Origin of the sequence: Geodermatophilus sp. CPCC 205506, from assembly GCF_051383635.1 — a bacterium.
Classification (GTDB): domain Bacteria; phylum Actinomycetota; class Actinomycetes; order Mycobacteriales; family Geodermatophilaceae; genus Geodermatophilus.
Window position 1 is genome coordinate 1 of the sequence record NZ_JALPKP010000006.1, and the last position, 25,130, is coordinate 25,130.

A 25,130-nucleotide genomic window follows, 5' to 3' on the forward strand; every position below is an offset into this window, starting at 1 on the left:
CGCGCTCGGCGTCGGGGGCGTGCTGCGGCGGGCCGGCGCGGCGCTGGCGGCCCGCGGGCTGTCCGACGCGCCGCGGGAGACCGTCCGGCGCCGGACCGCGACCGAGCGCCGGGTGCTGCAGCTCTGCGAGGCGGGCCTCGGCGTCCACGAGGTCGCGCAGCGGCTGTTCCTCACGCCGGGGACGGTGCACGCGGTCCTCGATGCCGCCGGCGGCGGGGACGAGGTCCTCAGGTTCCTCTCAAGTCCGCCGGCGGACGCTGTCGGCCAGCGATGATGGGCAGAGGAGTGCCATGACCCAGCAGCCGGCACCGGTCGCCGTCCGCACCCGGGCGGAGAGCCTGCGCGGCCTTTGCGGCGGCGCGGTGCACCTGCCCGGCGACCCCGCGTACGACATGGCCCGCTCGCCGTGGAACCTGCAGGTCGACGACCACCCGGCGGCCGTGGTCTACCCCGCCTTCCCCGACGAGGTCGCCGACGTGCTGCGCGCGGCGTCCGCCGCCGGGCTGGCCGTCGCCCCGCAGGGCACCGGCCACGGCGCCCCGCCCCTGGAGGGCCGGCTCGCCGACGCCGTCCTGCTGCGCACCTCGGCGATGGCCGAGCTGTCGGTGGACGCGGGGCGCCGGACGGCGCGGGTGGGGGCGGGCGTGCTGTGGGGGGACCTCACCGAGGTGGCCGGCCGGTCCGGGCTGGCCGCGCGCCACCCGTCGTCCCCCGACGTCGGGGTCGTCGGCTACTCGCTCGGCGGCGGGATCGGCTGGTACGCCCGCGAGCTGGGGCTGCAGTGCAACGCGGTGACGGCGGTCGAGCTGGTGCTGGCCGACGGCGACGTCGTCCGCGCCACCGCCGACCGCGAGCCGGACCTGTTCTGGGCCCTCCGCGGGGGCGCGGCGCCGCTCGGCGTGGTCACCGCGCTGGAGTTCGACCTGTTCCCGCTGGCCACCGTCGTCGCCGGCTTCCTGGCCTGGGACTGGACCGCCGTCGAGGAGGTCCTGCCCGCCTGGGTCACCTGGTGCGCGTCCGCGCCCGAGCAGGCGACGACGTCCTTCCGGCTGGTCGAGGTGCCCACCACCGACGACGTCCCGGCCGAGCTGCGCGGCCGCCGGCTCGCGATGGTCGACGGCGCCGTGCTCGGGGACGACGGCACCGCCGCGGAGGTGCTCGCACCGCTGCGCGCGCTGCGACCGGAGATCGACACCGTCGCGCGCGTGCCGGCGTCCTCCCTGGTCCGGCTGCACCTCGACCCGGAGGGGCCGACCCCGGCCTACGCCAGCAGCACGCTGGTCGCCGACCTGCCCGACGCCGCGATCGCCGCCGTCGTCGACGCCGCGGGACCGCGGTCGGGCACCCGGCTGGCCGCCGCCGAGCTGCGCCAGCTCGGCGGCGCGCTGGGCCGCCCGGACCCGGCCGGCGGCGCGCTGTCGATGCTCGACGGCCGCTTCCTCGCCCTCGGACTGGGCCTCGGGCTGCCGGACGGCGGCGACGCGGCGCACTGGGACCGGCAGCGCGCCGACGCCGGCCGCTTCCTCGCCGCCCTCGAGCCGTGGACGACCGGCGGGCACTACCTGCCGATGCTCGACGAGCGGGTGGACACCCGGAAGGCGTTCCCGCCCGGAGTGCACGCGCGGCTGTCGGCGATCCGCCGGTCGGTCGACCCCGGCGGCCTCTTCCTCGCCGCCCACCCCGACGTGCCCGCCGGCGGCTGAGCTCCTCAAGCGCACCGCAGGTCGGCCCTCAAGGCGGCCACAGCTCGCCGTCAAGGGCCTGGGGCCACGGTTCCTCCCGTCAGACACACCGACCTGGAGGACACCGTGACCCTCACCCTCGACGCCCCCGTCGCCACCGACCTGGACGTCACCTACGACGCGCTCCGCGACCGCCTGACCGGCGCGGTGCACACGCCCGGCGAGGCCGGTTACGACGCCCTGGTCACCCCCTGGAACCTCGCGGTCCCGATGCGGCCGGCCGCCGTCGTCGACGCCCGCACCGCCGAGGACGTCGTGGCCGCGGTGCGCTTCGCCGGCGCGCACGGCCTGACCGCCGGCGTGCAGGCCACCGGGCACGGCGCGGAGAGCTCCCTGGCCGGTCACCTGCTGATCGCCACCAAGGGCCTCGACGAGTGCACCGTCCACGCCGAGGGCTGGGCACGGGTCGGTGCCGGCGTGAAGTGGCTGCGGCTCGTGCAGGCCGCCGCGCCCTACGGCCTGGCCGGCGTCAACGGCTCGACCACCGACGTCAGCATCGTCGGCTACACCACCGGCGGCGGCGTCGGCCCGATGGCCCGCACCTTCGGCATCAACGCCGACCGGGTGCGCGCCTTCGAGGTGGTCACCGGCGACGGCGAGTTCCGGCGGGTCACCCCGACCGAGCAGCCGGACCTCTTCTTCGCCCTGCGCGGCGGCAAGGGTGCGGCCGGCATCGTCACCGCCCTCGAGTTCGACCTCGTCCGGATGCCGACCTTCTACGGCGGCGCGATCTACTTCGACGGCGCCGACGCCGCCACCGTCGTCGACCGCTGGCGGGACTGGGCGGACGCACTGCCGGAGCAGGCGACGACGTCCTTCGTGGTGTTCCAGCTGCCGCCGCTGCCCGAGGTCCCGCCGCCGCTGGCCGGGCGCACGACGCTCGGTGTGCGGATGGTCTGGACCGGCGACCCGGCCGAGGGGGAGCGGCTGCTCGACCAGATCCGCGCCGTCGCGCCGGTGATCCTGGACGACGCGATGCTGCGGCCCTACACCGAGATCGACCACGTGCACGCCGACCCGGTCGACCCGATGCCGGTCACCGACCCGGCGATCCTGCTCCACGGCTTCCCGGCCGAGGCGGCCGAGCGGCTGTTCGCCGTCGCCGGCCCGGGCTCCGGCTCGCCGCAGCTGATGGTCGAGGTGCGGCACCTGGGCGGGGCGTACGCCCGCGAGGGCGCGCACCCGACGGCGTTCGACCACCGCGCCGCGCGGTTCAGCGTGCTGGCCGTGGGGATGGCCGCCGACCCCCGCGCCCTGCCGCACGCCGCGGAGCTGTTCGCGACCCTCGCCGACTGGGACACCGGCGGGGTGTGGCCGAACTTCGGCATCCCGCACGACGGGCCCTCGGCGCGGCGCTGCTACTCGGAGGCGACGCTGGCCCGGCTGGCCGAGATCGTGGCGACCTACGACCCGCTGGGCGTGCTGCAGGCCGGCCACTACACGCGGGCGCTGGACTGACCGGTCTGCTCCGCTCGCTCTCCCGTTGATCATGGGGTTGATGTCGGCGACACGGCCGGACCCGCCGGTGGCGTCGACGTCAACCCCATGATCAACGCGGGTGTGTGCGATCAGGCAGCCTGCGTCGCGACCAGTTCCCGCCGCAGCTCGACCGCGTCGATGCCGCGGTCGAGCACGACCTTCATCGCCAGCCCCTGGCCCTCGCGGAGCAGGCCCAGGGCGATGTGGACCTCGGTGATGCTCCTCGACTTCAGCGCGATCGCCTCGCGCAGCGCCAGCTCGAGCACCTTCTTGGCCCGCGGGGTGAACGGGATGTGGCCGGCCGAGGCGTTCCGCCGTCCGCCGGCGTCCAGCGCGCCCGGCCCGAACGCCGCCTCCACCTTGTCCCGGACGGCGTCGAGGTCGATGCCGAGCGTGGTGAGCGCCTCGGCGTCGAGGTCCTCGTTGCTGACCAGCGCGGTGACCGCCTCGACCACGACGGGGTGGGTGAGCCCGTGCCGGGCGAGCACCTGCGCGGCGGGGGTGCCGGACTGCGCGATCAGCGCCAGCAGCAGGTGCTCGGTGCCGATCGATCCGTGCCGCAGCAGCCGCGCCTCGTGCTGCGCGCCGACGACGACCTCGCGGGCGTTGCTCGTGAACCGTTCGAACACGTTCAGTCCTTCCGCCGGAGCGGCCCACGGCCGCGCGCGTACTTCTTGTGCACCGCCTGCCGGGTGACGCCGAGCAACTGGGCGATCTGCTCCCACGTCCAGCCCTGGTCACGGGCGTTGTCGACCTGGAGTGCCTCGAGCCGCTCGACCAGGGTGCGCAGTGCCCGGACGGCCTTGAGGCCGACCGACGGGTCCCGGCTGCTGGCGGCGGAGGCCACCTGTGCTGTGTCCGCCATGCCAGTCAACATAGGTTGACTCGCCCGGCGCTGTCAACTCATTTTGACGCCATCGTCCGCTCAGGCCCCGTCGTGGACCGCGTAGTGGGTGACCGTGACGTCGCGGTCGACCAGGTAGCGGTCGTCCTCGGGGTAGAAGCGGGCCACCTCGACGTCGTCGCCGGCGAACCCGCGGACGGCGTCCAGCGACGTCCAGAAGCTCAGCGTGACCACCTCGGTCCGCCCGTCGCCCAGGTCGCGGGTGAGCATGTGCGCGGCCACGTTCCCGGGCGTGGACCGGTAGTGCGCCATCCCGGTCTGCTCGATGTAGTCGACGTAGGCGTCGCGGTCCTCGGTGCGGACCACGCCCCGCCAGATCCGGGCGATCACCTCGGCTCCTCCCTCCGGCGCGGGTCAGGCGACGGCGGCCTCCTCGCCGCCGGTCAGCCGCACCAGGTCGGTGTAGGTCACGGAGAACATGGTGTGGTGGTCGCCGCCGCCGGCCCAGAGCAGCGGGTGCGCGGCCAGGTCGACGTCGACGACCGTGCGCAGCGGCGCCGGGTGGCCGGTGGGGGCGACCCCGCCGACCTCCTGGCCGGTGGCGGCGGTGACGAACTCCGGCGTCGCGCGGCGGACCCGGGCCGCGCCGACCAGCGCCGCGACCTTCGCGGTGTCCACCCGGTGCGCGCCGCTGGCCAGGACGAGCAGCGGAGCCCCGTCGGCGTCGAAGACCAGGCTGTTGGCGATCGCCCCGACGGCGCAGCCGAGCACCTCCGCGGCGACCGCCGCGGTGGGCACCGGCACGTCGAAGCGGCGCACGTCGGCCGCGATGCCCGCCGCGCGCAACGCGGCGACGACCCGGTCGGCAGGAGCGCTCATCGGGTCCTCCGGTCGGCTCGTCGCTGCCCGCTCACGTCGTGAAGACGATCTTCCCCGCGGTCCGGCCCTGCTCCATCCGCTCGAAGCCCTCCCGCGCCTGCGCCAGCGGCAGCTCGACGTCGATCACCGGGCGGACGCCGGTGACCCGGCACATCTGCACCAGCGACTCGAGCTCCCCGCGGGTGCCCATCGTCGAGCCGATGACCGACAGCTGGGTGAAGAAGACCCGGTTCAGCTCGGCGCCGGGGTTGTAGCCGGTCGTGGCGCCGGAGGTCACCAGCACACCGCCGGGGCGCAGCGACTTCACGCTGTGCGCCCAGGTGGCCTCGCCGACGGTCTCCATGACGCCGTCCACCCGCTCGGGCAGCCGCGCGCCGGTCTCGAACGCCTGCTCCGCGCCGAGGGCGAGCGCGGCCTGCCGTTTCTCCTCGCTGCGCCCGGTCACCCACATCCGGAACCCGGCGGCGCGGCCGAGCGACACCAGCGCGGTGGCGACGCCGCCGCTGGCGCCCTGCACGAGCACCGTCGCCCCCGGCCGCAGCCCCGACTTCACGAACAGCATCCGGTAGGCGGTGAGCCAGGCGGTCGGGAGGCAGGCGGCCTCGGCGAAGGACAGCTCGGCCGGCTTGGGCACCAGGTTGCGCCGGGGGACGGCGACCCGCTCGGCCAGCGTGCCCTGGTGCAGCTCGGAGAAGAGGCTCCGCTTGGGGTCGAGCGTCTCGTCGCCGGTCCAGCCGGGACTGGCGACGACGCCGTGCACGACCACCTCGTTGCCGTCCTCGTCGAGACCGGCGGCGTCGGTGCCGAGGATCATCGGCATCCGCTCCTGCGGCAGGCCCACCCCGCGCAGGCTGAACAGGTCGTGGTGGTTCAGCGAGGCGGCCTTGACCTGCACCGTCGTCCAGCCGTCGGGCGCCTCCGGCTCCGGGCGCTCGCCGATCTCCAGCACGGAGAGCGGGTCCTTCGGGGCGGGCGTCGAGACGAAGGCAGCCAGCATGCCCGGACCGTAACCGAGGTCACCCCGGCCCGGCGACGCGGCCTCCCACCTGCCGCTTTCCGCGGAAACCGCCGCTGGTCGCTTTCCGCGGAAACCGACGGGTGGGGTCAGCGGACCACGACGACGTACTCGCCGCGCGGCACGAACTCGCCGATCACCGGCGCGCCGGGGACTTCACCGGCCAGCAGCAGCCCGCCGGAGGTCTGCGCGTCGGCCAGCAGCAGCGCCTCGTCCTCCGGCACCGCCGACAGGTCGGTGTGCGGGCGCACCCAGTCGAGGTTGCGGCGGGTGCCGCCGGAGACGAAGCCGTCGCCCAGCGCTGCGCGGGCCCCGGCCAGATAGGGGACGGCGGCCGCGTCGACCACCGCCGTCACCCCGCTGGCCCGGGCCATCTTGTAGAGGTGCCCGAGCAGGCCGAAGCCGGTGACGTCGGTGCCGGCGCGGATCCCCGCCGTCACCGCGGCGCGGGCGGCGTCCCGGTTGAGCGCGGTCATCGAGGCGACCGCCTCCTCCGACACCTCGCCGGTGGCCTTCATCCGGCTGTTGAGCACCCCGACACCCAGTGGCTTGGTCAGCGACAGCGGTGTCCCCGCGACGGCGGCGGAGTTGGTGATGAGCCGGTCGAGGTCGACGACGCCGGTCACCGCCATCCCGTACTTGGGCTCGGGGTCGTCGATCGAGTGCCCGCCGCCGACGTGGCAGCCCGCCTCCTGGGCGACGTCGAGACCGCCGCGCAGCACCTCGGCGGCGAGTTCGGCCGGCAGCACGTCGCGCGGCCAGCCGAGCAGGTTCACCGCGACGACGGGGGTGCCGCCCATCGCGTAGACGTCGGAGAGCGCGTTGGCCGCGGCGATCCGGCCGAACGTGTACGCGTCGTCGACGACGGGGGTGAAGAAGTCGGTGGTGAGCACGAGACCCTGACCGCCCGCGATCCGGACGACGGCCGCGTCGTCGCCGTCGTCCAGCCCGACGACGAGCTCGACGGCCGGCTCCCGCGGGCCGGTGGCGGTCAGCCCGGCGACGACGGCCTCGAGCTCGCCCGGCGGGATCTTGCAGGCACAGCCGCCGCCGTGGGCGTACTGGGTGAGCCGGATGCGGGTGGGCGCGGTGGTCACGGACCGACCGTAGCCGCCGGCGGAGGGCGCATCCCTCGACGTCCCGCCCCGTGGGCGTGAGCACGGGCGGAGCCCGAGGGGAGGCGCCGGCTCAGGACCGGCCGCCCGGCAGCGCGACCAGCCGCGGGCGGTCCGACCCCTCGGGAACGGCTGACAGGACCGGGTCGGGAGCCGGGGGACGACGGTGCAGCGCCCGCCCGGCGGGGTGGGCGGACGACGGCGGGACACCCAGACCGGACAGGTCACGGCGCTGCGCGGTCTCGGCCGTGAGCTGGACCTGCTCGATGCGGTCCTCCCGGAACCAGCGGGGCGCCTGCCGCTCCCGGCACCAGGCCACCAGGAACCAGTGGTCGTTGCTCCGGACCAGCAGCTGGGGCTCCACCGTGCGGCGGGAGGCGTTCCCCTTGCCGTCCCGGTAGCGGAGGACCAGCACACGGCGCTGCGCCACGGCCTGCTCGACGAGCGCGCGGAGCTCGGTGGCGTGGCTCGCCTCGGCGCTGACCCACAGGCTGGTGGCCAGCAGCCGGGCGCGGCGGCCCGCGTCGGGCTCCAGGGCGCCCAGGACCTTCTCCAGCGCGCCCCGGCCCGCCTCGGCGTACGGGCCGTCGGGCTGGGCGGCGAGCGCGGCCGCGATGGCCGCGGCCTCCTCGGGGGTGAGGGTGACCGGCGGCAACGTCGCGGCGGGGCGGACCTCGGTGCGCTTCACGCGGCGGATGCTGGCAGGGGGTACCGACAGTTCCCGGCGAGGAGCCGGACGGCGCGCGCACGTACGCTGTCCCGCGGAGGCGTCAGGGCGCCTGGTGGCCCCCGCGGCCTCTAAAGCCGACGTGGCCGAGCAGCTCGGTCAGGCGGGTTCGATTCCCGTCCGCCTCCGCCATCCACCCGCGCGCGGGTCGGCGCATACGCTCCCGGGCGATGAGCGCCGACCCGCGGCGGCAGGTGCCCCGCACCGACACGCTGCTCGCCGACCCCGCACTCGCCGCCGCGGCCGAGCGGCTGGGGCGGCCGCTGGTCAAGGGCGCCGTCCAGGAGGTCCAGCAGCGGATCCGCGCGGGCGCCGTCGCCCCCGACGAGGCGGTCGCCGCCGTGCTCGCCGGACTGCCGTCGACCGCGGGCAGCCTGCGGCCGGTCCTCAACGCCACCGGGGTCCTGGTGCACACCAACCTCGGCCGGTCCCCGCTGTCGCCGGCGGCGGTCGAGGCGATCGCGGCCGCCAGCGGGACCACCGACGTGGAGCTCGACCTGCGCACCGGCCGCCGCGGACCGCGCGGGGAGGCGGCGATCGCCGCGCTGCTCGCGGCCGTGCCGGCGGCCGAGGCGGCGATCGTGGTCAACAACTGCGCCGCCGCGCTGGCGCTGGTCGCCACGGCGCTGCGCGGGGACCTGGTCATCGCCCGCGGTGAGCTGGTCGAGATCGGCGACGGCTTCCGCATCCCCGAGCTGCTGGCCGCCACCGGGGCACGGCTCCGCGAGGTCGGGACGACCAACCGGGTGACCCTCGACGACTACCGCGACGCGGTGGGCGAGGAGACCGGCGCGGTGCTCAAGGTGCACCCGTCCAACTTCGTCGTCCGCGGGTTCACCCGGGCGGTGCCGGTGGCCGAGCTCGCCGCGGCGCTGGCCGGCAGCGGCGTCCCGCTGGTGGCCGACGTCGGGTCCGGGCTGCTGCGACCGCACCCGGCGCTGCCCGACGAGCCGGACCTGCAGGGCACCCTCGCCGACGGCGCCGACCTGGTGCTCGCCAGCGGGGACAAGCTGCTCGGCGGGCCGCAGGCGGGGCTGGTCCTGGGCCGGGCGGACCTCGTGCAGCGGCTGCGCCGGCACCCGCTGTACCGGGCGCTGCGGGTGGACAAGACGACCCTGGCCGCGCTCGAGGCGACGCTGCGCGGCCCCCTGCCGCCGGTGCAGGAGATGCTCGCCGCCGACGTCGCGGGCCTGCGCCGCCGGGCCGAGGCCCTGGCGGCCCGGTTCGCCGCGGCCGGCCTGGACGCCGTCGCGGTGGACGCCGAGGCGCGGGTCGGCGGGGGAGGCGCGCCGGACCACCCGCTGCCGAGTGCGGCGGTCTCGCTGCCCCCCGGGTACGCCGAGGCACTGCGGGCGGGCTCCCCGCCGGTGGTCGGGTACGTCGCCGGCGACCGCACCCTGCTCGACCTGCGCAGCCTGCCGCCCGCGGCCGACGACGCGCTGGCCGGCGCGGTGCTGGCGGTCGGCAGATGACCGGCATGGACGTGACCGGCATGGACGTGATCGCCACCGCCGGGCACGTCGACCACGGCAAGTCGACGCTGGTCCGCGCGCTCACCGGCATGGAGCCCGACCGCTGGGAGGAGGAGCGCCGCCGCGGGCTCACCATCGACCTGGGCTTCGCCTGGACGACGCTGCCGTCGGGACGGCGGCTCGCGGTCGTGGACGTCCCCGGCCACGAGCGGTTCATCGGCAACATGCTGGCCGGCGTCGGCTCGGTGCCCGCCGCGCTGGTCGTCGTCGCGGCGGACGACGGCTGGTCGGCGCAGACCGCCGAGCACGTCGCCGTCCTCGACGCCCTCGGGGTGCGGCACGCGCTGCTGGCCGTGACCAAGGCCGACCTCGCCGACCCGGCGCCGGTGCTCGCCGACGTGCGGGAGCGCCTGGCCCGGACGTCGATGGGCGAGGTGCCCGCGGTGGCGGTCAGCGCGGCCACCGGCGCGGGGGTGCCGGAGGTGGCGGCGGTCCTGGAGACGGTGCTGGCCGGGCTGCCCGCCCCCGACCGGAGCGCGCCCGTGCGGCTCTGGATCGACCGCGCCTTCCCCATCAAGGGCGCCGGCACCGTGGTCACCGGCACGCTCGCCGCCGGCACCGTCGCCCCCGGCGACCGGCTGACGCTGGGCGACCGCGAAGTGGGGGTGCGCGGCGTGCAGTCCCTCGGCCGCCCGGTCGAGCGGGCCGAGGCGACCGCGCGGGTGGCGCTGAACCTGCGCGGGATCGCCGTCGAGGACCTCGACCGCGGCGATGCCCTGCTCACCCCGGGCGCCTTCCGCTCCACCGCCGACGTCGACGTCACCCTCGCTCCGGGGGCCTGGGACGAGGACCGGCTGCCGGCCGAGGCCGTGGTGCACATCGGCTCGGCGGCGGTCGGCGCGCGGCTGCGTCCGCTGGAGGGGACGGCGGTGCGGCTCCGGCTGGCCACCCCGCTGCCGCTGCGGGTGGGCGACCGGCTGCTGCTGCGCGACCCGGGGGCCCGCCGGGTGGTGGGCGCCGACGTGCGCGACGTCGACCCGCCGGAGCTGCGTCGCCGCGGCGCGGCCCGGGCGCGGGCCGCCGAGCTGGCCGCGCAGCCCCTCGGTGAGGCCGGGGCCGCCGCCGACCTGGCCCGGCGGCGCGTCGTCCGGACCGCGGACTTCACCGCGATGGGCTGGCCGGTGCCCGGGGAGGCAACCGCGGTGGGGCCGTGGCTGCTCGCGCCCGGGCTGGTCGACGAGCTGGCCGCGCGGCTGCCCGCGCTCGTCGGCCGGTACCGCCAGCAGCACCCGCTGGAGGCGGGGCCGCCGGTGGCCGTCGTCCGCCGGGAGCTCGGCCTGCCCGACGATGATCTCCTGCGGGCGGTGGTGCGGCCGCCGCTGACGCTCCGCGAGGGACGGGTGGCGGTCGCCGCCGCCGGGCTGCCGCCGCGCGTCCAGCAGGCGGTCGACGCCATCCGCGCCCGGCTGGCCGCCGATCCGTTCGCCGCTCCCGAGGCCCCCGACCTCGCCGCCGCCGGGCTCGGCCCGCGGGAGCTGGCGGCGGCGGTCCGCGACGGCCAGCTGGTGCGGGTCGCCGACGGCGTCTACCTCGCGCCCGGGGTGGAGGAGGTGGCGCGGGCCCGGCTGGCGGCCGTGCCGGCGCCCTTCACCCTCAGCCAGGCGCGGTCGGCCTGGGGCACCACCCGCAGGGTCGCCGTCCCGCTGATGGAGTGGCTCGACGCCCGCGGGGTCACCGAGCGGCTGCCCGACACCACCCGCCGGCTGCGGTAGGGCCGCCGCCGCAGGTCTCCCTGCGCACGCTCGTGCTCTGCGCACCACGGTGGGCAGAGCACGAGCGAGCCGGGACGTACCCGGTCGCCTCGGGGCGGTCGCAGATCACGCCCCGCGCCCCGCCGGGCACCGCCGCCGGCGCGGCACACTGGGAGCAGATGAACACCGTCCTGCCGCTCCTGGAGACGCCGCCGCGCCCCTGGCACCTGCCCGACAGCGCCCGCGAGGGTCTGGCGACCACGCCGTTCGGGCTCTACGTGCACGTCCCGTTCTGCGCCACCCGCTGCGGCTACTGCGACTTCAACACCTACACCGCCGAGGAGCTCGGTCCGGGCGCCAGCCGCAGCGAGTACGCCGGCACCGCGATCGCCGAGCTGCGCCGGGCCGCCGAGACGCTCGGCCCCGACCGGCCTCCGGTGTCCACGGTGTTCGTCGGCGGCGGCACCCCGACCCTGCTGCCCGCCGACGACCTCGCCGCCGTGCTCGCCGCGGTCCGCGAGCTGTTCCCGGTCGCGGACGACGTCGAGGTCACCACCGAGGCCAATCCGGAGACGGTGTCGCCGGCGAGCCTGGCCCGGTTGCGGGAGGCCGGCTTCACCCGGATCAGCCTCGGCATGCAGTCGGCCGCCGAGCACGTGCTCGCCGTCCTCGACCGCCGGCACACCCCCGGCCGCGCCGTCGAGGCCGCGCGGGAGGCCCGCGCGGCCGGCTTCGAGCACGTCAACCTCGACCTCATCTACGGCACGCCGGGCGAGACCGACGCCGACTGGGCCACCTCCCTCGACGCCGTCCTGGCCGCGCCGGTCGACCACGTCAGCGCCTACGCGCTCATCGTCGAGGAGGGCACCCGGCTGGCCCGCCGGATCAGCCGGGGCGAGCTGCCGATGCCCGACGACGACGTCCTCGCCGACCGCTACGAGCAGGCCGACGTCACCCTCCGCCGCGCCGGGTTCGACTGGTACGAGGTGTCCAACTGGGCCACCGACGACGCCGCCCGCTGCCGGCACAACGAGCTGTACTGGGCCAACGCCAACTGGTGGGGCGTCGGCCCCGGCGCGCACAGCCACGTGGGCGGGCTCCGGTGGTGGAACGTCAAGCACCCCGCCGCGTACGCCGGCCGGCTGCTGCGCGGGGAGAGCCCGGCGCAGGACTCCGAGCTGCTCGACGACGACGACCGGGCGCTGGAGACGGTGATGCTGGGCCTCCGGCTCCGGAGTGGGCTGCCGCTCACCGCCCTCTCGCCGGTCGGGCGGCTCCGTGCCACGGACGCCGTCGCCCGCGGGCTGCTCGACGACGCCGCCCACGCCGGCGGCCGGGCCGTCCTCACCGACCGCGGGCGGCTGCTGGCCGACGCGCTGGTCAGGGAGCTGAGCGACTAGGCCGGGAGACGACGAACCCGTTCCGTTTGTCCCGCCCGGGGGCTATGGTGCCCGTTCCGGCAGCGGCGCCGGAGCAGGTCGAGGGGGTGGTCAGCATGGGCGTGCACGTGTCCCGGCAGGCTGTCGGATCCCCGCCCGGCCACCACGCCGCCGTCGCGCCGGCCCCGCTGTCGGGGGGCATGCTCCTCGCCCTCGCGATGAACCGCCGGGCCCGCGGGCTGCGCGGCCTCGACGTCCTCCGCCGCAGCCAGGACCGGGCTCCGCCTCAGGTCTCCTGACTCCCGCCCGGAGTCGCAACCGCCCGATCTGACGCGCACCGCCCGGTGCCCGCGTTCTCTCTGCGTTGCCTCGAGGAGCACTGCCATGACCAGCACCGTCGACACCCCCGTCCCGGCCACCGGCGACTCGCAGTGGGAGCACTTCCGGGCCCGGCTGGCGGCCCAGCGCACCGAGTGCGTGAGGGAGCGCGAACTCGCACTCGCCGACACCGTGCAGTCGCTGCCCGACGACGTCGCCGTCACGCGTGCGGCCTCGCTGCAGCGCACGATCGAGGACATCGACGCGGCGCTGGAGCGCATGGCGGCGGGCACCTACGGGCGTTGCGTCCACTGCGGCACCGACATCCCCGAGGAGCGGCTGGAGCTGCGTCCCTTCGCCACCGGCTGCGTGGCCTGCTCGCAGCGCCGCTGACCGTCCCGACCCCGGGCTGACAGATGTCAGGCCGGGGTCGCGACGTCCCGCACTACTCGCCGGACGCCGCGCTGAGCAGGCTGGTCGCGTGCCCGGAGAGACCGCCCTCGACATCCGCGACCTCACCGTCCGCTACGGCGACGCGGTCGCGGTCGCCGGCCTGGACCTGCAGCTGCGCGCGGGGGAGACCGTCGCGCTGCTGGGGCCCAACGGCGCCGGCAAGTCCACCATCGTCAACGCCGTCCTCGGCCTGGTGTCCTCGACCGGGACCGTCCGGGTGCTCGGCCGCCCACCCGCGGCGGCCATCCGGGCCGGCTGCGTCGGCGCGATGCTGCAGCACGGCGGGCTCCCGGGGGAGACCCGCGTCGGCGAGGTGCTCGACCTGGTCCGGCGCAGCTACCCGCGCGCCTGGCCGCTGGCCGACCTGGTCGTCACCGCCGGCATCGACGGCCTGCTCGACCGGCCGACCGACGCCCTCTCCGGCGGGCAGCGCCAGCGGGTCCTGCTCGCCCTGGCCCTGGCCGGGCAGCCGCCGCTGCTGCTGCTCGACGAGCCGACCTCCGCCATGGACGTCGAGGGCCGCCGCGCCTTCTGGACGACGATGCGCGGGCTGGCCGACCGCGGCACGACCGTCGTCTTCGCCACCCACCACCTCGAGGAGGCCGACGCCGTCGCCGACCGCGTGGTCGTGGTCGCCGGCGGGCGGGTGGTCGCCGACGGGACCGCCGCGGAGGTCAAGGCCGGCACCTCCGGCCGCACGGTCGCGTTCACCGCCACCCCGGGCACCCCGATCGACGGGCTGCCCGGCGTCACCGCCGTCGCCCGGCAGGGCGACCGGATCACCCTCAGCACCGACGACGTCGAGGCGACCCTGCGCACGCTGCTCGCCGGCGGGCGGCTGCCCGACCTGCAGGTGCGCGGGGCGAGCCTCGAGGAGGCCGTCCTGTCCCTCACCGCCGTCCGACCCATCCCGATCGGAGCCGACCGATGAACACCCTGCTCCGCTTCCAGCTGCGGCGCGTGGGCCGCAACCGGCAGTTCCTCTTCTTCACCGTGCTGCTGCCGGCGCTGTTCACCGTGTTCTTCACCGAGATCCTCGGCGGGCAGGCCGGCAGCACGGCGGAGTACCAGGTCTACGCGACCACCTACATGGTCTCGATGATGGCCTACGGCGCCCTCGGTGCCGCCCTGGGCGCGACCATCCGGGTCTCCTTCGACCGGGCCTCGGGCTGGCTGCGCCAGCTGCGGATCACGCCCGTGCCGACATCGTCGGTGGTCACCGTCGACGTGGCCGTCGGGATGCTGCTGACCCTGCCCAGCCTGGTCGTCGTCGCGCTGGTCGGCGGGCTGGTCAACGGCGTCGAGCTGGCGCCGCTGACCTGGGTCGGCCTGGTCGCCGTGCTGTGGCTGGGGTCCGGGGCGTTCGTCGCGCTCGGCCTGCTGGTCGGTCACACCCTGGACGAGAAGGCCGCGGGCGGCGCCGTCGGCATCCTCGGCGTGGTCCTGGCCGCGCTGGGCGGGCTGTGGGTGCCGGTGCAGGTCTTCCCCGCGTTCCTCGGCGCGCTGGCGCACACCCTGCCCTCCTACTGGTACGCCCAGCTGGGCCGCGACGTCGTCGCCCTGGGCGGGCCGGCGCCCCTGACGGTGCTGGCGGTGGCCGGGTTCACCGCCGCCTTCGCGGTCCTGGCGACGGCGGTGGCGCGGCGCCGTCCGCTGCACGCCGTCGCCGGCTGAGCCGGGCTAGCGTCGCCGCCGTGGACCCGCGCACCCGCTGGCAGCGCCTGGTGTGGACGCTGCCCTGGCTGCTGTTCCAGGTGTTCCCGCTCGCCGAGCTGGTGAGCACGCCGCGGCCGGCGGCGGTCCGGGTGGTCGCCGTCCTGGGACTGGTCGCCTTCACCGTCGTCTACCTGGCCGTGTTCAACCGGATGTCCGTGCGCGGCTGCGGGGTGCCGTGGCGGCAGCTGGCCGTCGTCGCGGTCCTGGGTGTCGGGCTGGCGGTCTGGCTGGGGCCGGCGTGGGCCGGGCTGATGATCTACGTGGCGGCGGCGGCAGCCGTCGGGCTGCCCGAGCGCTGGGTGTGGCCGGCGGTCGGCGGTGCCGCCGCGGTCTGCGCGTCCGTCCTGGCCGCCCACGACATGCTCGGCGAACTGTTCATCCTGCCGCTGATGTGCGTGCTGACCGGGTTCGCGCTGCGCGGCATCCGCTTCCTCGTCTCGGTCAACGCCGAGCTGACCGAGGCGCGGGAGGAGCTGGCCCGGGCCGCCGTCGCCGAGGAGCGGCTGCGCTTCGCCCGCGACCTGCACGACCTGCTCGGCCACAGCCTGTCGCTCATCGCGCTCAAGAGCGAACTGGCCGGGCGGCTGGCCGAACGCGACCCGGCGCGGGCCCGGGCGGAGATGGCCGACGTCGAGAGCACCGCCCGCCGCGCGCTGGCCGAGGTGCGCGAGGCGGTCAGCGGCTACCGCCAGATCGGCGTCGCGCTGGCGCTGGCCGAGGCCCGCGCCGCGCTGTCGGCCGCGGACATCACCCTGCGGGCGCCGTCGCGCGTGCCCGAGCTCCCGGGGCCGGTGGACGCGGTGCTCGGCTGGGTGGTGCGGGAGGCGACGACCAACGTGCTCCGGCACAGCGGCGCGCGCACCGTCGTCGTGACGCTCGCGGTCGCCGACGAGGACGCCGCGCTCACCGTCACCGACGACGGTCGCGGCCCGGCCGGTGGTGCGCCCGGGGCCGGGCTGTCCGGACTCGAGGAGCGGCTGGCCGCGCGCGGGGGCCGGCTGGACACGGGCGAGGCGCCCGGCGGCGGCTTCCGGCTCGCCGCGCGGGTCCCCGCCCACGCCCGGGTGAGCGCGCCGTGATCCGGGTGCTCATCGCCGAGGACCAGACGATGGTCCGCGGCGCGCTGCGCGCGCTGCTGGAGCTGGAGGAGGACCTCGAGGTGGTCGCCGAGGTCGGCCGGGGGGACCTGGTCGTCGGCGCGGCCCGCGAGCACCGGCCGGACGTCGCGCTGCTCGACATCGAGATGCCCGGCTGCGACGGGCTGGAGGCCGCGCGGGCGCTGGCCGACGCGGTGCCGGGCTGCCGGGCCGTCGTCCTCACCACCTTCGGCCGGCCGGGCTTCCTGCGCCGGGCCATGGAGGTCGGCGCATCGGGGTTCCTGGTGAAGGACGCCCCCGTCGCCGAGTTGGCGCGGGCCATCCGGGCGGTGGTGGCGGGGGAGCGGGTCATCGACCGGGACCTCGCGGCGGCGGCGCTGGCGCTGGGGGCCACCCCGCTGTCGGCGCGGGAGGCCGACGTGCTGCGCGAGGCCGCCGACGGGGCGACGGTCGCCGACATCTCCCGGCGGCTGTTCCTCTCCGAGGGGACGGTCCGCAACTACCTGTCCTCGGCGATCGGCAAGACCGGCGCCCGCACCCGCGTCGAGGCGGCGCGGGTGGCGGAGGAGAAGGGCTGGCTCTGACGGATTCCTGTTGGGGCGGCCCCGTCCCGGGTCCCGCCGCGAGCCTGCGAGGGGCGGGGAGGACGGGGTCCTTCTTCAGTCTCGCTGGCCGGGCACCGGCGGCTGGATCTGCATGGCGGCGGTCGTCGGGCCGGAGGGCTCGGGTGACATGAGCGTGTCCAGGTCCAGCACCCGGACGTGGATGACGTTGCGCTGCTGCAGCGCGGCCCGCAGCGCGCGGTGCAGGCCGTCCTCGAGGTAGAGCTCGCCCTGCCACTGGACGGCGTGCGGGAAGAGGTCCCCGTAGAAGGTCGAGTCGTCGGCGAGCAGGGTGTCCAGCGCCAGCTCACGCTTGGTGGCGACCAGCGTGTCCAGCCGGATCTGCCGGGGCGGGATCATCGCCCAGTCCCGGGTCGAGAGGCCGTGATCGGGGTAGGGCCTGCCGTCACGGACCGCTTTGAAGATCAGGGCACCGACCTCTTCCCTGCGAGCCCCCGCGCGGGCACCGGAACCGACGTCCGAGCCTATCCACCGCCGTCCCGGCCCCGCCGCCGCCGGGTCCCCCGTCCGCGCGAGCCGCGCGACGCCGGGAGCCGATCGACGTATGCTGGTCTGGCACTCTGAACGTGCGAGTGCCAGTCGTACGAGTGTCCGGCGCCGAGGAGCGCCCGGGGCGTCTCCGCGAGGGTGCCGCACGACGCGTCGACCGGTACGGGGAGGTGTCACCGTGGCGCACGACGAGCGCCGCCTGCAGGTCCTGCGGGCCATCGTCCAGGACTACGTCTCGACCAACGACCCGGTGGGCAGCAAGGCCCTCGCCGAGCGGCACGACCTGGGGGTCTCCCCGGCGACCATCCGCAACGACATGGCCGTCCTCGAGGAGCAGGGCTACATCACCCAGCCGCACACCAGCGCCGGCCGGGTGCCCACGGACAAGGGCTACCGGCTCTTCGTCGACCGGCTCTCGGCGGTGAAGCCGCTGTCGACGGCCGAGCGCCGGGCGATCGAGCGGTTCCTCGACGGCGCCCTCGACCTGCACGACGTGCTCAACCGGACGGTGCGGCTGCTGGCGCAGCTCACCCACCAGGTCGCCGTCGTCCAGTACCCGACGCTGTCCCGCAGCGCGGTGCGCCACCTCGAGGTGGTGCCGGTGACCAGCTCCCGGCTGCTGCTGGTGCTGATCACCGACACCGGCCGGGTCGAGCAGCGGCTGATCGAGTGCGCGGTCGACGTCGAACCCGACGACGTCGCCGACCTGCGGGCGCTGCTGAACGCCGCGTTCAGCGGGGCCCGGCTGGCCGAGGCCGGCGGCAAGGTGCCCGAGCTGCTGGAGACCGCACCGCTGCACGTGCGGCCGCTGGTCGCCTCGGTGAGCGCGGCGCTGATCGAGACCCTCGTCGAGCCGGGGGAGGACCGCCTGGTCATCGGCGGGACGGCGAACCTCGCCCGCGAGGCCCGCAACCCCGGCAGCCTGCGCCCGTTGTTGGAGGCGCTGGAAGAACAGGTCGTGGTCCTGCGGTTGATCAGTGAGGTGGACACCGGCGGCGCGGTGCTCGTGCGCATCGGCGAGGAGAACGCGCACGAGGCGCTCACCGGTGCGTCGGTCGTCTCCGTGGGCTACGGCTCCGGCGAGCGCGCACTGGGTGGCCTGGGCATCGTCGGTCCCACCCGCATGGACTACCCAACGAACATGGCCGCGGTGCGAGCCGTGGCCCGCTACGTCGGCCTGATCCTGGCCGAGAGCTGAGGCTGAGACTTCTCGATGGCAACCGACTACTACGGCGTCCTGGGGCTGTCCCGCGGGGCCAGCGACAGCGACATCAAGAAGGCCTACCGGCGGCTGGCCCGGGACCTCCACCCCGACGTCAACCCCGACCCGGGCGCCAAGGAGCGATTCCAGGAGATCAGCCGGGCCTACCAGGCGCTGACCGATCCGGAGAAGCGCCGGATCGTCGACCTCGGCGGCGACCCGTTCGACAACGGCGCCGGCGCGGCGGGCAGCCCGTTCGGCGGCGCGGGCTTCGGCGGCCTCGGCGACATCATGGACGCCTTCTTCGGCGGCGGGGGCACCACGCGCGGGCCGCGCAGCCGGGTCCGTGCCGGTGGGGACGCGCTCATCCAGCTGGAGCTGGACCTCGACGAGACGGTCTTCGGCACCACCGAGGACATCACCGTCGACACCGCCGTCCTCTGCGACCTCTGCACCGGTGCCGGCACCGCCCCCGGCACCCACGCCACCACCTGCACCACCTGCGCCGGCCGCGGCGAGGTGCAGAGCGTGCAGCGGTCCTTCCTGGGCCAGGTCGTCTCCTCCCGCACCTGCCCGACCTGCGCCGGCACCGGCCAGGTCATCCCCGAGCCGTGCACCAGGTGCGGTGGCGACGGGCGGGTGCGGGCCCGGCGGACCATCCAGGTCAAGGTGCCCGCCGGCGTCGAGGACGGCATGCGGATCCGGCTGACCGGGCACGGCGAGGTCGGTCCCGGCGGCGGCCCGGCCGGCGACCTGTACGTGGAGATCGTCGAGCGGGCGCACCCGGTGTTCACCCGCAACGGGGAGGACCTGCACTGCCGGGTCACCCTGCCGATGACCGCCGCGGCACTGGGCACCACGCTCACGCTGGAGACCCTGGACGGCGACGAGGAGATCGACATCCGCCCGGGCACCCAGTCCGGCAGCGTGCTCACGCTGCGGGCCAAGGGCGCCCCGCGGCTGCGGGCCACCGGGCGGGGCAACCTGCACGTCCACGTCGAGGTCGAGACGCCCACCCGGCTGGACGCCGAGCAGGAGAAGCTGCTCCGCGAGCTGGCCGTGCTGCGCGGTGAGGACCGCCCGGCGTCGTCCTCGGAGGGGCAGGGCGGGCTGTTCTCCAAGCTGCGGGACGCGCTGAAGTGAGCGTGGCGGCCGACGACCGGGTACCCGAGCTCGACGGGGCGCCGCTGTTCCTGCTCGACGAGCTGCCCGACGCCGCGGAGCTCCTGGTGCCCGGCCCCGAGGGCCGGCACGCGGTCGACGTCCTGCGGATGACCCCGGGGGAGCGGGTGCGCGTGGGCGACGGCCGCGGCACCGTCGCCGACGGCGAGGTGGTCGCCGCCGGTCCCGAGGGGCTGCGGGTGCGGGTCTCGGTGCGGCACGAGGTGCCCCCGCCCGCGCTGGAGCTGGTCCTCGTGCAGGCTCTCCCCAAGGGCGAGCGCGGGCCGCTGGCCGTGGAGCTGGCGACCGAGCTCGGCGTGGACCGGATCGTGCCCTGGGCCGCCGCGCGCTGCGTCACCCGCTGGCGGGAGGACCGCGCGGCCAAGGGCGTGGCCAAGTGGCGGGCCGCGGCCCGCGCGGCGAGCAAGCAGTCCCGCCGTCCGCGGGTCCCCGAGGTCACCGACGTCATGACCACCCGCCAGGTGTGCGGGGCGCTGGCCGACGTCGACCTGGCGCTGGTGCTGCACGAGCAGGCGCGGCACCCGCTGGCGCGGGTGGACCTGCCGTCGTCCGGTGCCATCGCGGTCGTCGTCGGCCCCGAGGGCGGGCTGACCGACGGCGAGGTCGTGGCGCTCAGCGCGGCCGGCGCCCGGCCGGTCCGGCTGGGCCCGGAGGTGCTGCGGACGTCGACCGCGGGTGCGGCCACTCTCGCCGCCCTCTCCGTCCGCACCCGCTGGGCCTGAGCAGCCGCCGGACCCGCGTCGTCGTCGCCGACCTCGCGCTGCACGGCGAGGTCGGCGGCCGCGGGGTGAGGACGGCGATCAGCGCAGGGCGCGGCGGGCCCGGTCGCTGACCAGGTCGACCAGCCAGGTCAGGACGACGATCGCGGCGAGGACCGTGGTCACCGCCGCCCAGTCGAACGCGGCCATCTCCGACGCCAGCAGCGCACCCAGCCCGCCGGCGCCCAGCAGCCCGACAAGGACCGTGTCGCGGATCGTCACCTCCCACCGGTACAGGGCGTAGGCCAGCACCGGCCCGGCCGCCCGCGGCAACACCCCGTACAGCCAGCCCCCGGCCGGGCGGGCGCCGAGCGCCGTCACCGCCGCCCGTGGCCGCGGGTCGAGCTCCTCGGTCGCCTCCGCGGCCAGCCGGCCGAGCACGCCGAGGGTGTAGACGCCCAGCGCCAGCGCGCCGGGGAGCACGCCGGGGAGCAGCAGGAACAGCAGCACGAGCGCCCACACCGGCGGCGGCACCGCGCGCAGGAGCAGCAGCGCGATCCGCGCCAGGGTGCCGGCGACCCGCCGTCCGGGCCGCAGCCGGCCGGCCGGCCGCGCGGCCACCCCGGCGACCAGCACGGCACCCGCCGTGGCCACGGCGATCGCGACCACCGACATCTGCACGGTCTCCACCGCGAGGGCGCCGATCGAGCGCAGCAGTTCGCCGTCGGTCGCCGGCGGCCAGGCCGCGCCCAGCACGTAGGCCAGCTGCTCCCGGGTCCGGTCGGAGGCCAGGGTCGCCGGGGTGAGCGCCAGGTACCACCACGACCACGCGACCAGCGCGACCGTGCCCAGGACCGCGGCGGTGAGCACCGGGTCGCGGCGCGGGCCCGCGGCCGGGGCGGCCAGCCGCCGGCGCACCGCCCGCCCGGCGACCTCGGCGAGCGCGCACAGCAGCGCGAGCGCGTAGACCGCACTCCACACCTGGTCCCACCGCAGCGAGGCGAACGACAGCGACAGCTGGTACCCCAGTCCGCCGGCGCCGATCAGCCCCAGGACGACGGCGGAGCGGACCGCGCACTCCAGCCGGTAGAAGGAGTAGGAGAGCAGCCCGCCCGCCGCCGGGGGCAGCAGCCCGTAGAGCGCAGCGGGGACCCGCCCCGACCCGGCGGCGAGCAGCGCGGAGTAGCTGCCGGGCGGCACCTCGTCGACCAGGTCGGCGAAGACCTTGGCGGTGACCGCGCCGTAGGGCACCCCGATGGCGAGCACCCCGACCCAGGGGTCCAGTCCCAGCATGTTGACCAGGAGCAGGCCCCACACCGCCTCGTGCAGTCCGCGGGGGACGGCGAGAGACGCCCGCGCGGAGTGCCAGCCGAGCCGGCGCCGTCCCCACGTGGTGCGCGAGACGAGCACCGCACCGGCGGCGCCGAGCACCAGCGCGAGCGCCGTCCCCAGCGCGGCGTAGGCGACGGTGACCAGCGCCGACCCGGCGAGGACGCCGAGGAACTCGCCGTCCAGCGCGGGGGAGAGCGCGCCCGCGGCGAACCGGCCGAACTGCGCCGTCCCGCCGGCGTTGACCACCTCGCCCGCGAACAGGCCGGACCCGGCCAGCGACCACCCCAGCAGCGCCACCGCGCCCAGCCCCCACGCCCACCGCCGCCGGTCGCGGCGCAGCGGCGGCGCGGCCGGCGCCACCGGCCGGGTCAGCACGGCGGTCATGCCGGCGCCCCGTAGAACCCGGCCAGGTCGGCGGGCGACAGCGCCGCGACCGGGCGGTCCAGCACCACCCGCCCGCCGGCCAGGCCGACCACCCGATCGCAGTGCCGCCATACCAGGCCGGGGTCGTGCAGCGCGGCGACCAGCGCACCGCCGCGCTCCCGGGCGAGCTCAGCGAGCAGCGCGAGCGCGCGGTCGGCGAGGACCGGGTCCAGCGCGGACGCCGGCTCGTCGGCGAGCACCAGGTCGGGTCGCTGCACGAGCAGCCGGGCGATGGCCACCCGCTGGCGCTGACCACCGGAGAGCCGCTCGGTGCGGTCGAACACCCGGTCGGCGAGGTCCACGCGGTCCAGCGCGGCGAGCGCCTCGGGCACCCCCTGCGGCCGCAGCAGCGACCACGCCGCCCAGCCCGCCGACCACTCCGCCAGCCGGCCGGCGTTGACGTTGTGCACCACGCGCAGCTGGCCGACCAGCTCCAGGTGCTGGTGCACCGTGCCCACGCGGGAGCGCAGCCGGCGCAGCGCGCGCCCGGACAGGGCGGCCGGGTCGGCACCCAGCACCCGCACCGTTCCCGCGGTCGGCGTCACCGAGCCGTTGGCCAGGCCGATCAGCGTCGACTTGCCCGCGCCCGAGGCGCCGACGAGGGCGACGCGCTCGCCGGGGCCGACGGTGAGGTCGACCCCGGCCAGCGCCGTCGTCCTGTCGAACCGGACCGCGACGCCGTCCAGCCGCAGGACGGCGGTCAGCTGACCAGCCCCAGGTCGCGGCCGATCTCCTCGATCTGGTCGTAGTTGGACGCCTCGGTGGGCACGAACGCCCCCGCCCCGAACAGCTCGAGCACCTCGGCGTCGGCCGGGTCGTCGGCCGCCAGGCCGGTGAAGTGGTCGAGCAGCCGGTCGCCGAGGTCGTCGACGCCGAGCCGCTCGGCGGAGCGCGGGCCGAGCAGCCAGTGGTAGTCGTGGTAGGGCGCTGTCTCGGTGTAGAGGACGACGGCCGGGTCGACCGCGCCCTCCTCCGACCGCGAGGTCCAGACCTGCCTGTTCAGCACGCCGGCCTGGTAGCTGCCCGACGCCACCAGGGCCAGCGTGGCGTCGTGCGAGCCGGAGAAGCCGGGCCCGCCCGGGAACCCCTGCGGGTCGACGCCGGCCTCGCGCAGGAAGTAGGCGGGCATCAGCCGGCCGGAGGTGGAGGTCTCGCTGCCGTAGGTGAAGCGCAGCGGCGCCAGCGCGGTGAGGTCGTCCGACGGCGCCAGACCGGTGCCGGCGTTGACCACGAACACCGAGGTGAACCGCTCGTCGATGTCGCGCTGGGCGATCGGCTCGGCGCCGGGGGTCTGCAGCCGTGCCTGGACGCCGGTGAGCCCGCCGAACCAGACGAGGTCGAGGTCGCCGGTGCGGAACAGCGAGACGGCGGCGCCGTAGTCGGTGACCGGGCGGTACTCGACGTCGAGGCCCAGCGCGGCCGCCATCGAGTCGGCGACGGTGCCGTACAGGCGCTGGAGGACCTCGGGGTCCTGGTCGGGGATGGCGCCGATGCTCAGCGGGGCCAACGAGCCGGTCGGGCCGGAGGCGGCCTGCGAGAGCGGGGAGGAGCGGCCGCAGCCGGTGACCGCCGCGGCGAGGGCGGCGCCCGCACCGGCGAGCAGGGTGCGGCGGGACAGCGGGGGGAGGAGGGACTGGGACTCGAGGACACCCGACCGGGCGACGCGACGGGTGCTCACTACGTCCTCGAGCGGGGGCGGGGAACGGGCACGTGACACCTCCGGGGGAGACGGGGACGGTCGTCCTCATCCTGACCCACGCCGCAGGTCACGGCCGGGCCGAGGCCACAGCATCTCGGTCCGCCCGTTCGGTAACGGTCTGGGAAACGGCTCTGCGGCCCTGCCCGGGACGGCCGCACATGTGCTCAACTGACGCCTGCGACCGGCCGGGGAGCCCTGGTCCGGCCGCAGGGCGACCGCCGTGGGGCGGACGGCGGCCCGCTGCTCCAGCCGCGTCCGCCAGGTGGCCCGTCGTCTCCGGCGCCGCCGCCGCGACGACAGGAGAGACATGCGCGTTCAGCTCAGCACCGTGGCCGCGGCCACCGCCGCGGTCGTCGTCCTCGCCTCCTGCGCCTCGGACGACGCGGACGGCGGCGGCTCGGCCGCCTCGGGGAACCTGACCGGTGAGGGCACCGGCGACTCCTGCACCATCGACGGCGAGGTGCCGATCGGGGCGGTGCTGAGCCTCACCGGCGCCGCCGCCAGCTACGGCGAGTCCCAGCAGCGCGGGCTGGAGCTGGCCGCCGCGCAGCTGGCCGAGAAGGGCGGCGTCACCTACGACCTCGTGATCGAGGACGACCAGACCGACCCACGGCAGGGCATCACGCTCTTCGACCAGTTCGTCTCGCAGGACGTCAGCCTGATCATCGGTCCCACCCTGTCCAACGCGGCCCTGCAGGCCGACCCCATCGCGCAGGAGGCCGGCGTGCCGGTGCTCGGCATCTCCAACACCGCCGCCGGCGTCACCGACATCGGGGACTACATCTTCCGGAACTCGCTGACCGAGCAGGCGGTCATCCCGCAGACCATCGCCGAGGCGACCGAGCGGTTCGGCCTCTCCCAGGTGGTCGTCCTGTACAGCAACGACGACGCGTTCACCGAGTCCGGCTACGACGCCTTCGCGGCCGCGCTGGAGGAGGAGGGCGTCGAGGTGAGCGAGACCCTGACCTTCTCCAAGGCCGACACCGACTTCCGCGCGCTGCTGACCCAGGCGCAGCAGAGCACCCCGGACGCGCTGGTCGTCTCGGCGCTGATCGAGGCGGCGATCCCGTTGGTGACCCAGGCCCGCGAGCTCGGCATCGACGTCCCGATCATCGGTGGCAACGGGTTCAACAACCCCCAGCTGATGGCCGACGCCGGTGCCGCTGCCGAGGGCGTCGTCGTGGGCGCCGCGTGGAACTCGTCCTCCGACAACCCGGAGAACACCGCCTTCCTCCAGGACTTCGAGGCGGAGTTCGGTACCCAGCCCGACCAGTTCGCCGCCCAGGCCTACGCCGGGTTGATGCTCGTCGACACCGCGGTCCGCGCCACCTGCGCCGCCGACCGGGAGAGCCTCAAGGAGGCGCTCGGCCAGCTGGAGAACGTCCCGACCGTCCTCGGGGACTTCTCCATCGACGAGAACCGTGACGCCGTCCACCCGGCCGTCGTGCAGGTCGTCCAGAACGGCCAGTTCGCCGTCCTGGAGTGATCCGGTCGCC

The 25,130-nt window shown here is 76.2% G+C and carries 27 protein-coding genes and 1 tRNA gene; 17 read left to right on the forward strand and 11 right to left on the reverse strand.

The features are described from left to right. The 3 genes from MY520_RS04805 to MY520_RS04815 all read left to right on the forward strand — a co-directional run. Positions 1–274: LuxR C-terminal-related transcriptional regulator (locus MY520_RS04805; RefSeq protein ID WP_436690624.1), on the forward strand; the 274-nt coding region annotated here is incomplete at its 5' end. 16 nt (positions 275–290) lie between these two features. Next, complete coding sequence (locus MY520_RS04810) at positions 291–1,703, forward strand: FAD-binding oxidoreductase (RefSeq protein WP_436690626.1); 1,413 nt, start codon at positions 291–293, stop codon at positions 1,701–1,703. Between the two features lie 105 nt (positions 1,704–1,808). Then, positions 1,809–3,200, forward strand: coding sequence for an FAD-binding oxidoreductase (locus MY520_RS04815; protein ID WP_436690628.1), 1,392 nt, complete (start codon positions 1,809–1,811; stop codon positions 3,198–3,200). A 110-nt stretch (positions 3,201–3,310) separates the two neighbouring features. Here MY520_RS04815 and MY520_RS04820 read toward each other — a convergent pair whose 3' ends face one another. From MY520_RS04820 to MY520_RS04850, 7 genes are all read right to left on the reverse strand, one after another. Continuing rightward, positions 3,311–3,850 carry a Clp protease N-terminal domain-containing protein gene (locus tag MY520_RS04820; protein ID WP_436690630.1) on the reverse strand — a complete coding sequence of 180 codons (540 nt, stop codon included), beginning with the start codon at positions 3,848–3,850 and terminating at the stop codon, positions 3,311–3,313. A gap of 2 nt (positions 3,851–3,852) precedes the next feature. Beyond that, positions 3,853–4,086, reverse strand: a complete 234-nt coding sequence (locus tag MY520_RS04825) for a helix-turn-helix domain-containing protein (RefSeq protein WP_436690632.1) — start codon at positions 4,084–4,086, stop codon at positions 3,853–3,855. 60 nt (positions 4,087–4,146) lie between these two features. Beyond that, positions 4,147–4,455 carry a hypothetical protein gene (locus tag MY520_RS04830; RefSeq protein WP_436690634.1) on the reverse strand — a complete coding sequence of 103 codons (309 nt, stop codon included), beginning with the start codon at positions 4,453–4,455 and terminating at the stop codon, positions 4,147–4,149. 24 nt (positions 4,456–4,479) lie between these two features. Further along, the gene (locus MY520_RS04835) at positions 4,480–4,944 is read right to left on the reverse strand and encodes a YbaK/EbsC family protein (protein ID WP_436690636.1); all 465 of its coding nucleotides are present in this window, start codon (positions 4,942–4,944) and stop codon (positions 4,480–4,482) included. A 31-nt stretch (positions 4,945–4,975) separates the two neighbouring features. Then, positions 4,976–5,941: a zinc-binding dehydrogenase gene (locus MY520_RS04840; protein ID WP_436690638.1), complete on the reverse strand. Its 966-nt coding sequence runs from the start codon at positions 5,939–5,941 to the stop codon at positions 4,976–4,978. Positions 5,942–6,048: 107 nt separating this feature from the next. Beyond that, complete coding sequence (selD, locus tag MY520_RS04845) at positions 6,049–7,056, reverse strand: selenide, water dikinase SelD (protein ID WP_436690640.1); 1,008 nt, start codon at positions 7,054–7,056, stop codon at positions 6,049–6,051. A 91-nt stretch (positions 7,057–7,147) separates the two neighbouring features. Then, on the reverse strand, positions 7,148–7,762 hold the full coding sequence (locus MY520_RS04850; protein ID WP_436690642.1) for a helix-turn-helix transcriptional regulator: 615 nt from the start codon (positions 7,760–7,762) through the stop codon (positions 7,148–7,150). Between the two features lie 75 nt (positions 7,763–7,837). Between MY520_RS04850 and MY520_RS04855 the strand changes: the two genes are divergently transcribed. From MY520_RS04855 to MY520_RS04900, 10 genes are all read left to right on the forward strand, one after another. Continuing rightward, positions 7,838–7,933, forward strand: a tRNA-OTHER gene (locus MY520_RS04855). Positions 7,934–7,971: 38 nt separating this feature from the next. Continuing rightward, positions 7,972–9,273 (forward strand): L-seryl-tRNA(Sec) selenium transferase, encoded by a 1,302-nt coding sequence (selA, locus tag MY520_RS04860; RefSeq protein ID WP_436690644.1) that lies wholly within the window; start codon positions 7,972–7,974, stop codon positions 9,271–9,273. Further along, the gene (selB, locus tag MY520_RS04865; protein WP_436690646.1) at positions 9,270–11,045 is read left to right on the forward strand and encodes a selenocysteine-specific translation elongation factor; all 1,776 of its coding nucleotides are present in this window, start codon (positions 9,270–9,272) and stop codon (positions 11,043–11,045) included. The genes selA and selB overlap by 4 nt, the downstream gene beginning before the upstream one ends. Positions 11,046–11,203: 158 nt before the next feature. Continuing rightward, positions 11,204–12,424, forward strand: a complete 1,221-nt coding sequence (hemW, locus tag MY520_RS04870) for a radical SAM family heme chaperone HemW (RefSeq protein WP_436690648.1) — start codon at positions 11,204–11,206, stop codon at positions 12,422–12,424. Positions 12,425–12,471: 47 nt separating this feature from the next. Beyond that, positions 12,472–12,702 carry a hypothetical protein gene (locus MY520_RS04875; RefSeq protein ID WP_436690650.1) on the forward strand — a complete coding sequence of 77 codons (231 nt, stop codon included), beginning with the start codon at positions 12,472–12,474 and terminating at the stop codon, positions 12,700–12,702. 85 nt (positions 12,703–12,787) lie between these two features. Further along, on the forward strand, positions 12,788–13,114 hold the full coding sequence (locus MY520_RS04880; protein WP_436690652.1) for a TraR/DksA family transcriptional regulator: 327 nt from the start codon (positions 12,788–12,790) through the stop codon (positions 13,112–13,114). A gap of 88 nt (positions 13,115–13,202) precedes the next feature. Continuing rightward, positions 13,203–14,105: an ATP-binding cassette domain-containing protein gene (locus MY520_RS04885; protein WP_436690654.1), complete on the forward strand. Its 903-nt coding sequence runs from the start codon at positions 13,203–13,205 to the stop codon at positions 14,103–14,105. Beyond that, positions 14,102–14,848 (forward strand): ABC transporter permease, encoded by a 747-nt coding sequence (locus tag MY520_RS04890; RefSeq protein WP_436690656.1) that lies wholly within the window; start codon positions 14,102–14,104, stop codon positions 14,846–14,848. The genes MY520_RS04885 and MY520_RS04890 overlap by 4 nt, the downstream gene beginning before the upstream one ends. 20 nt (positions 14,849–14,868) lie before the next feature. Continuing rightward, a complete protein-coding gene (locus MY520_RS04895) occupies positions 14,869–15,969 on the forward strand; it encodes a sensor histidine kinase (protein ID WP_436690658.1) in 1,101 nt (366 codons plus the stop codon). Beyond that, positions 15,966–16,571: a response regulator transcription factor gene (locus MY520_RS04900; RefSeq protein WP_436690660.1), complete on the forward strand. Its 606-nt coding sequence runs from the start codon at positions 15,966–15,968 to the stop codon at positions 16,569–16,571. The genes MY520_RS04895 and MY520_RS04900 overlap by 4 nt, the downstream gene beginning before the upstream one ends. Positions 16,572–16,646: 75 nt before the next feature. On the opposite strand, the gene MY520_RS04905 is transcribed toward MY520_RS04900, so the two are convergent. After that, on the reverse strand, positions 16,647–17,318 hold the full coding sequence (locus tag MY520_RS04905; protein ID WP_436690662.1) for a type II toxin-antitoxin system VapB family antitoxin: 672 nt from the start codon (positions 17,316–17,318) through the stop codon (positions 16,647–16,649). Between MY520_RS04905 and hrcA the strand changes: the two genes are divergently transcribed. From hrcA to MY520_RS04920, 3 genes are read left to right on the forward strand one after another with little or no spacing between them, the layout of a single operon-like run. Next, a complete protein-coding gene (gene hrcA, locus MY520_RS04910) occupies positions 17,278–18,297 on the forward strand; it encodes a heat-inducible transcriptional repressor HrcA (RefSeq protein ID WP_436690664.1) in 1,020 nt (339 codons plus the stop codon). The genes MY520_RS04905 and hrcA overlap by 41 nt on opposite strands. Positions 18,298–18,312: 15 nt before the next feature. Continuing rightward, complete coding sequence (dnaJ, locus tag MY520_RS04915) at positions 18,313–19,443, forward strand: molecular chaperone DnaJ (protein WP_436690666.1); 1,131 nt, start codon at positions 18,313–18,315, stop codon at positions 19,441–19,443. Beyond that, positions 19,440–20,204, forward strand: coding sequence for a 16S rRNA (uracil(1498)-N(3))-methyltransferase (locus MY520_RS04920; RefSeq protein WP_436690668.1), 765 nt, complete (start codon positions 19,440–19,442; stop codon positions 20,202–20,204). Before dnaJ ends, MY520_RS04920 begins: the two co-directional genes overlap by 4 nt. Before the next feature lie 78 nt (positions 20,205–20,282). Here the strand turns inward: MY520_RS04920 and MY520_RS04925 are convergent, their stop codons facing one another. The 3 genes from MY520_RS04925 to MY520_RS04935 are packed head-to-tail and all read right to left on the reverse strand — an operon-like array spanning position 20,283 to position 23,613. After that, a complete protein-coding gene (locus MY520_RS04925) occupies positions 20,283–21,896 on the reverse strand; it encodes a PhnE/PtxC family ABC transporter permease (protein WP_436690670.1) in 1,614 nt (537 codons plus the stop codon). Further along, positions 21,893–22,639, reverse strand: a complete 747-nt coding sequence (locus MY520_RS04930; protein WP_436690908.1) for a phosphonate ABC transporter ATP-binding protein — start codon at positions 22,637–22,639, stop codon at positions 21,893–21,895. Before MY520_RS04930 ends, MY520_RS04925 begins: the two co-directional genes overlap by 4 nt. After that, positions 22,636–23,613, reverse strand: a complete 978-nt coding sequence (locus MY520_RS04935; RefSeq protein ID WP_436690671.1) for a putative selenate ABC transporter substrate-binding protein — start codon at positions 23,611–23,613, stop codon at positions 22,636–22,638. The genes MY520_RS04930 and MY520_RS04935 overlap by 4 nt, the downstream gene beginning before the upstream one ends. A 328-nt stretch (positions 23,614–23,941) precedes the next feature. Between MY520_RS04935 and MY520_RS04940 the strand changes: the two genes are divergently transcribed. Beyond that, the gene (locus tag MY520_RS04940) at positions 23,942–25,120 is read left to right on the forward strand and encodes an ABC transporter substrate-binding protein (RefSeq protein ID WP_436690673.1); all 1,179 of its coding nucleotides are present in this window, start codon (positions 23,942–23,944) and stop codon (positions 25,118–25,120) included. The last annotated feature ends 10 nt before the right edge of the window (positions 25,121–25,130 follow it).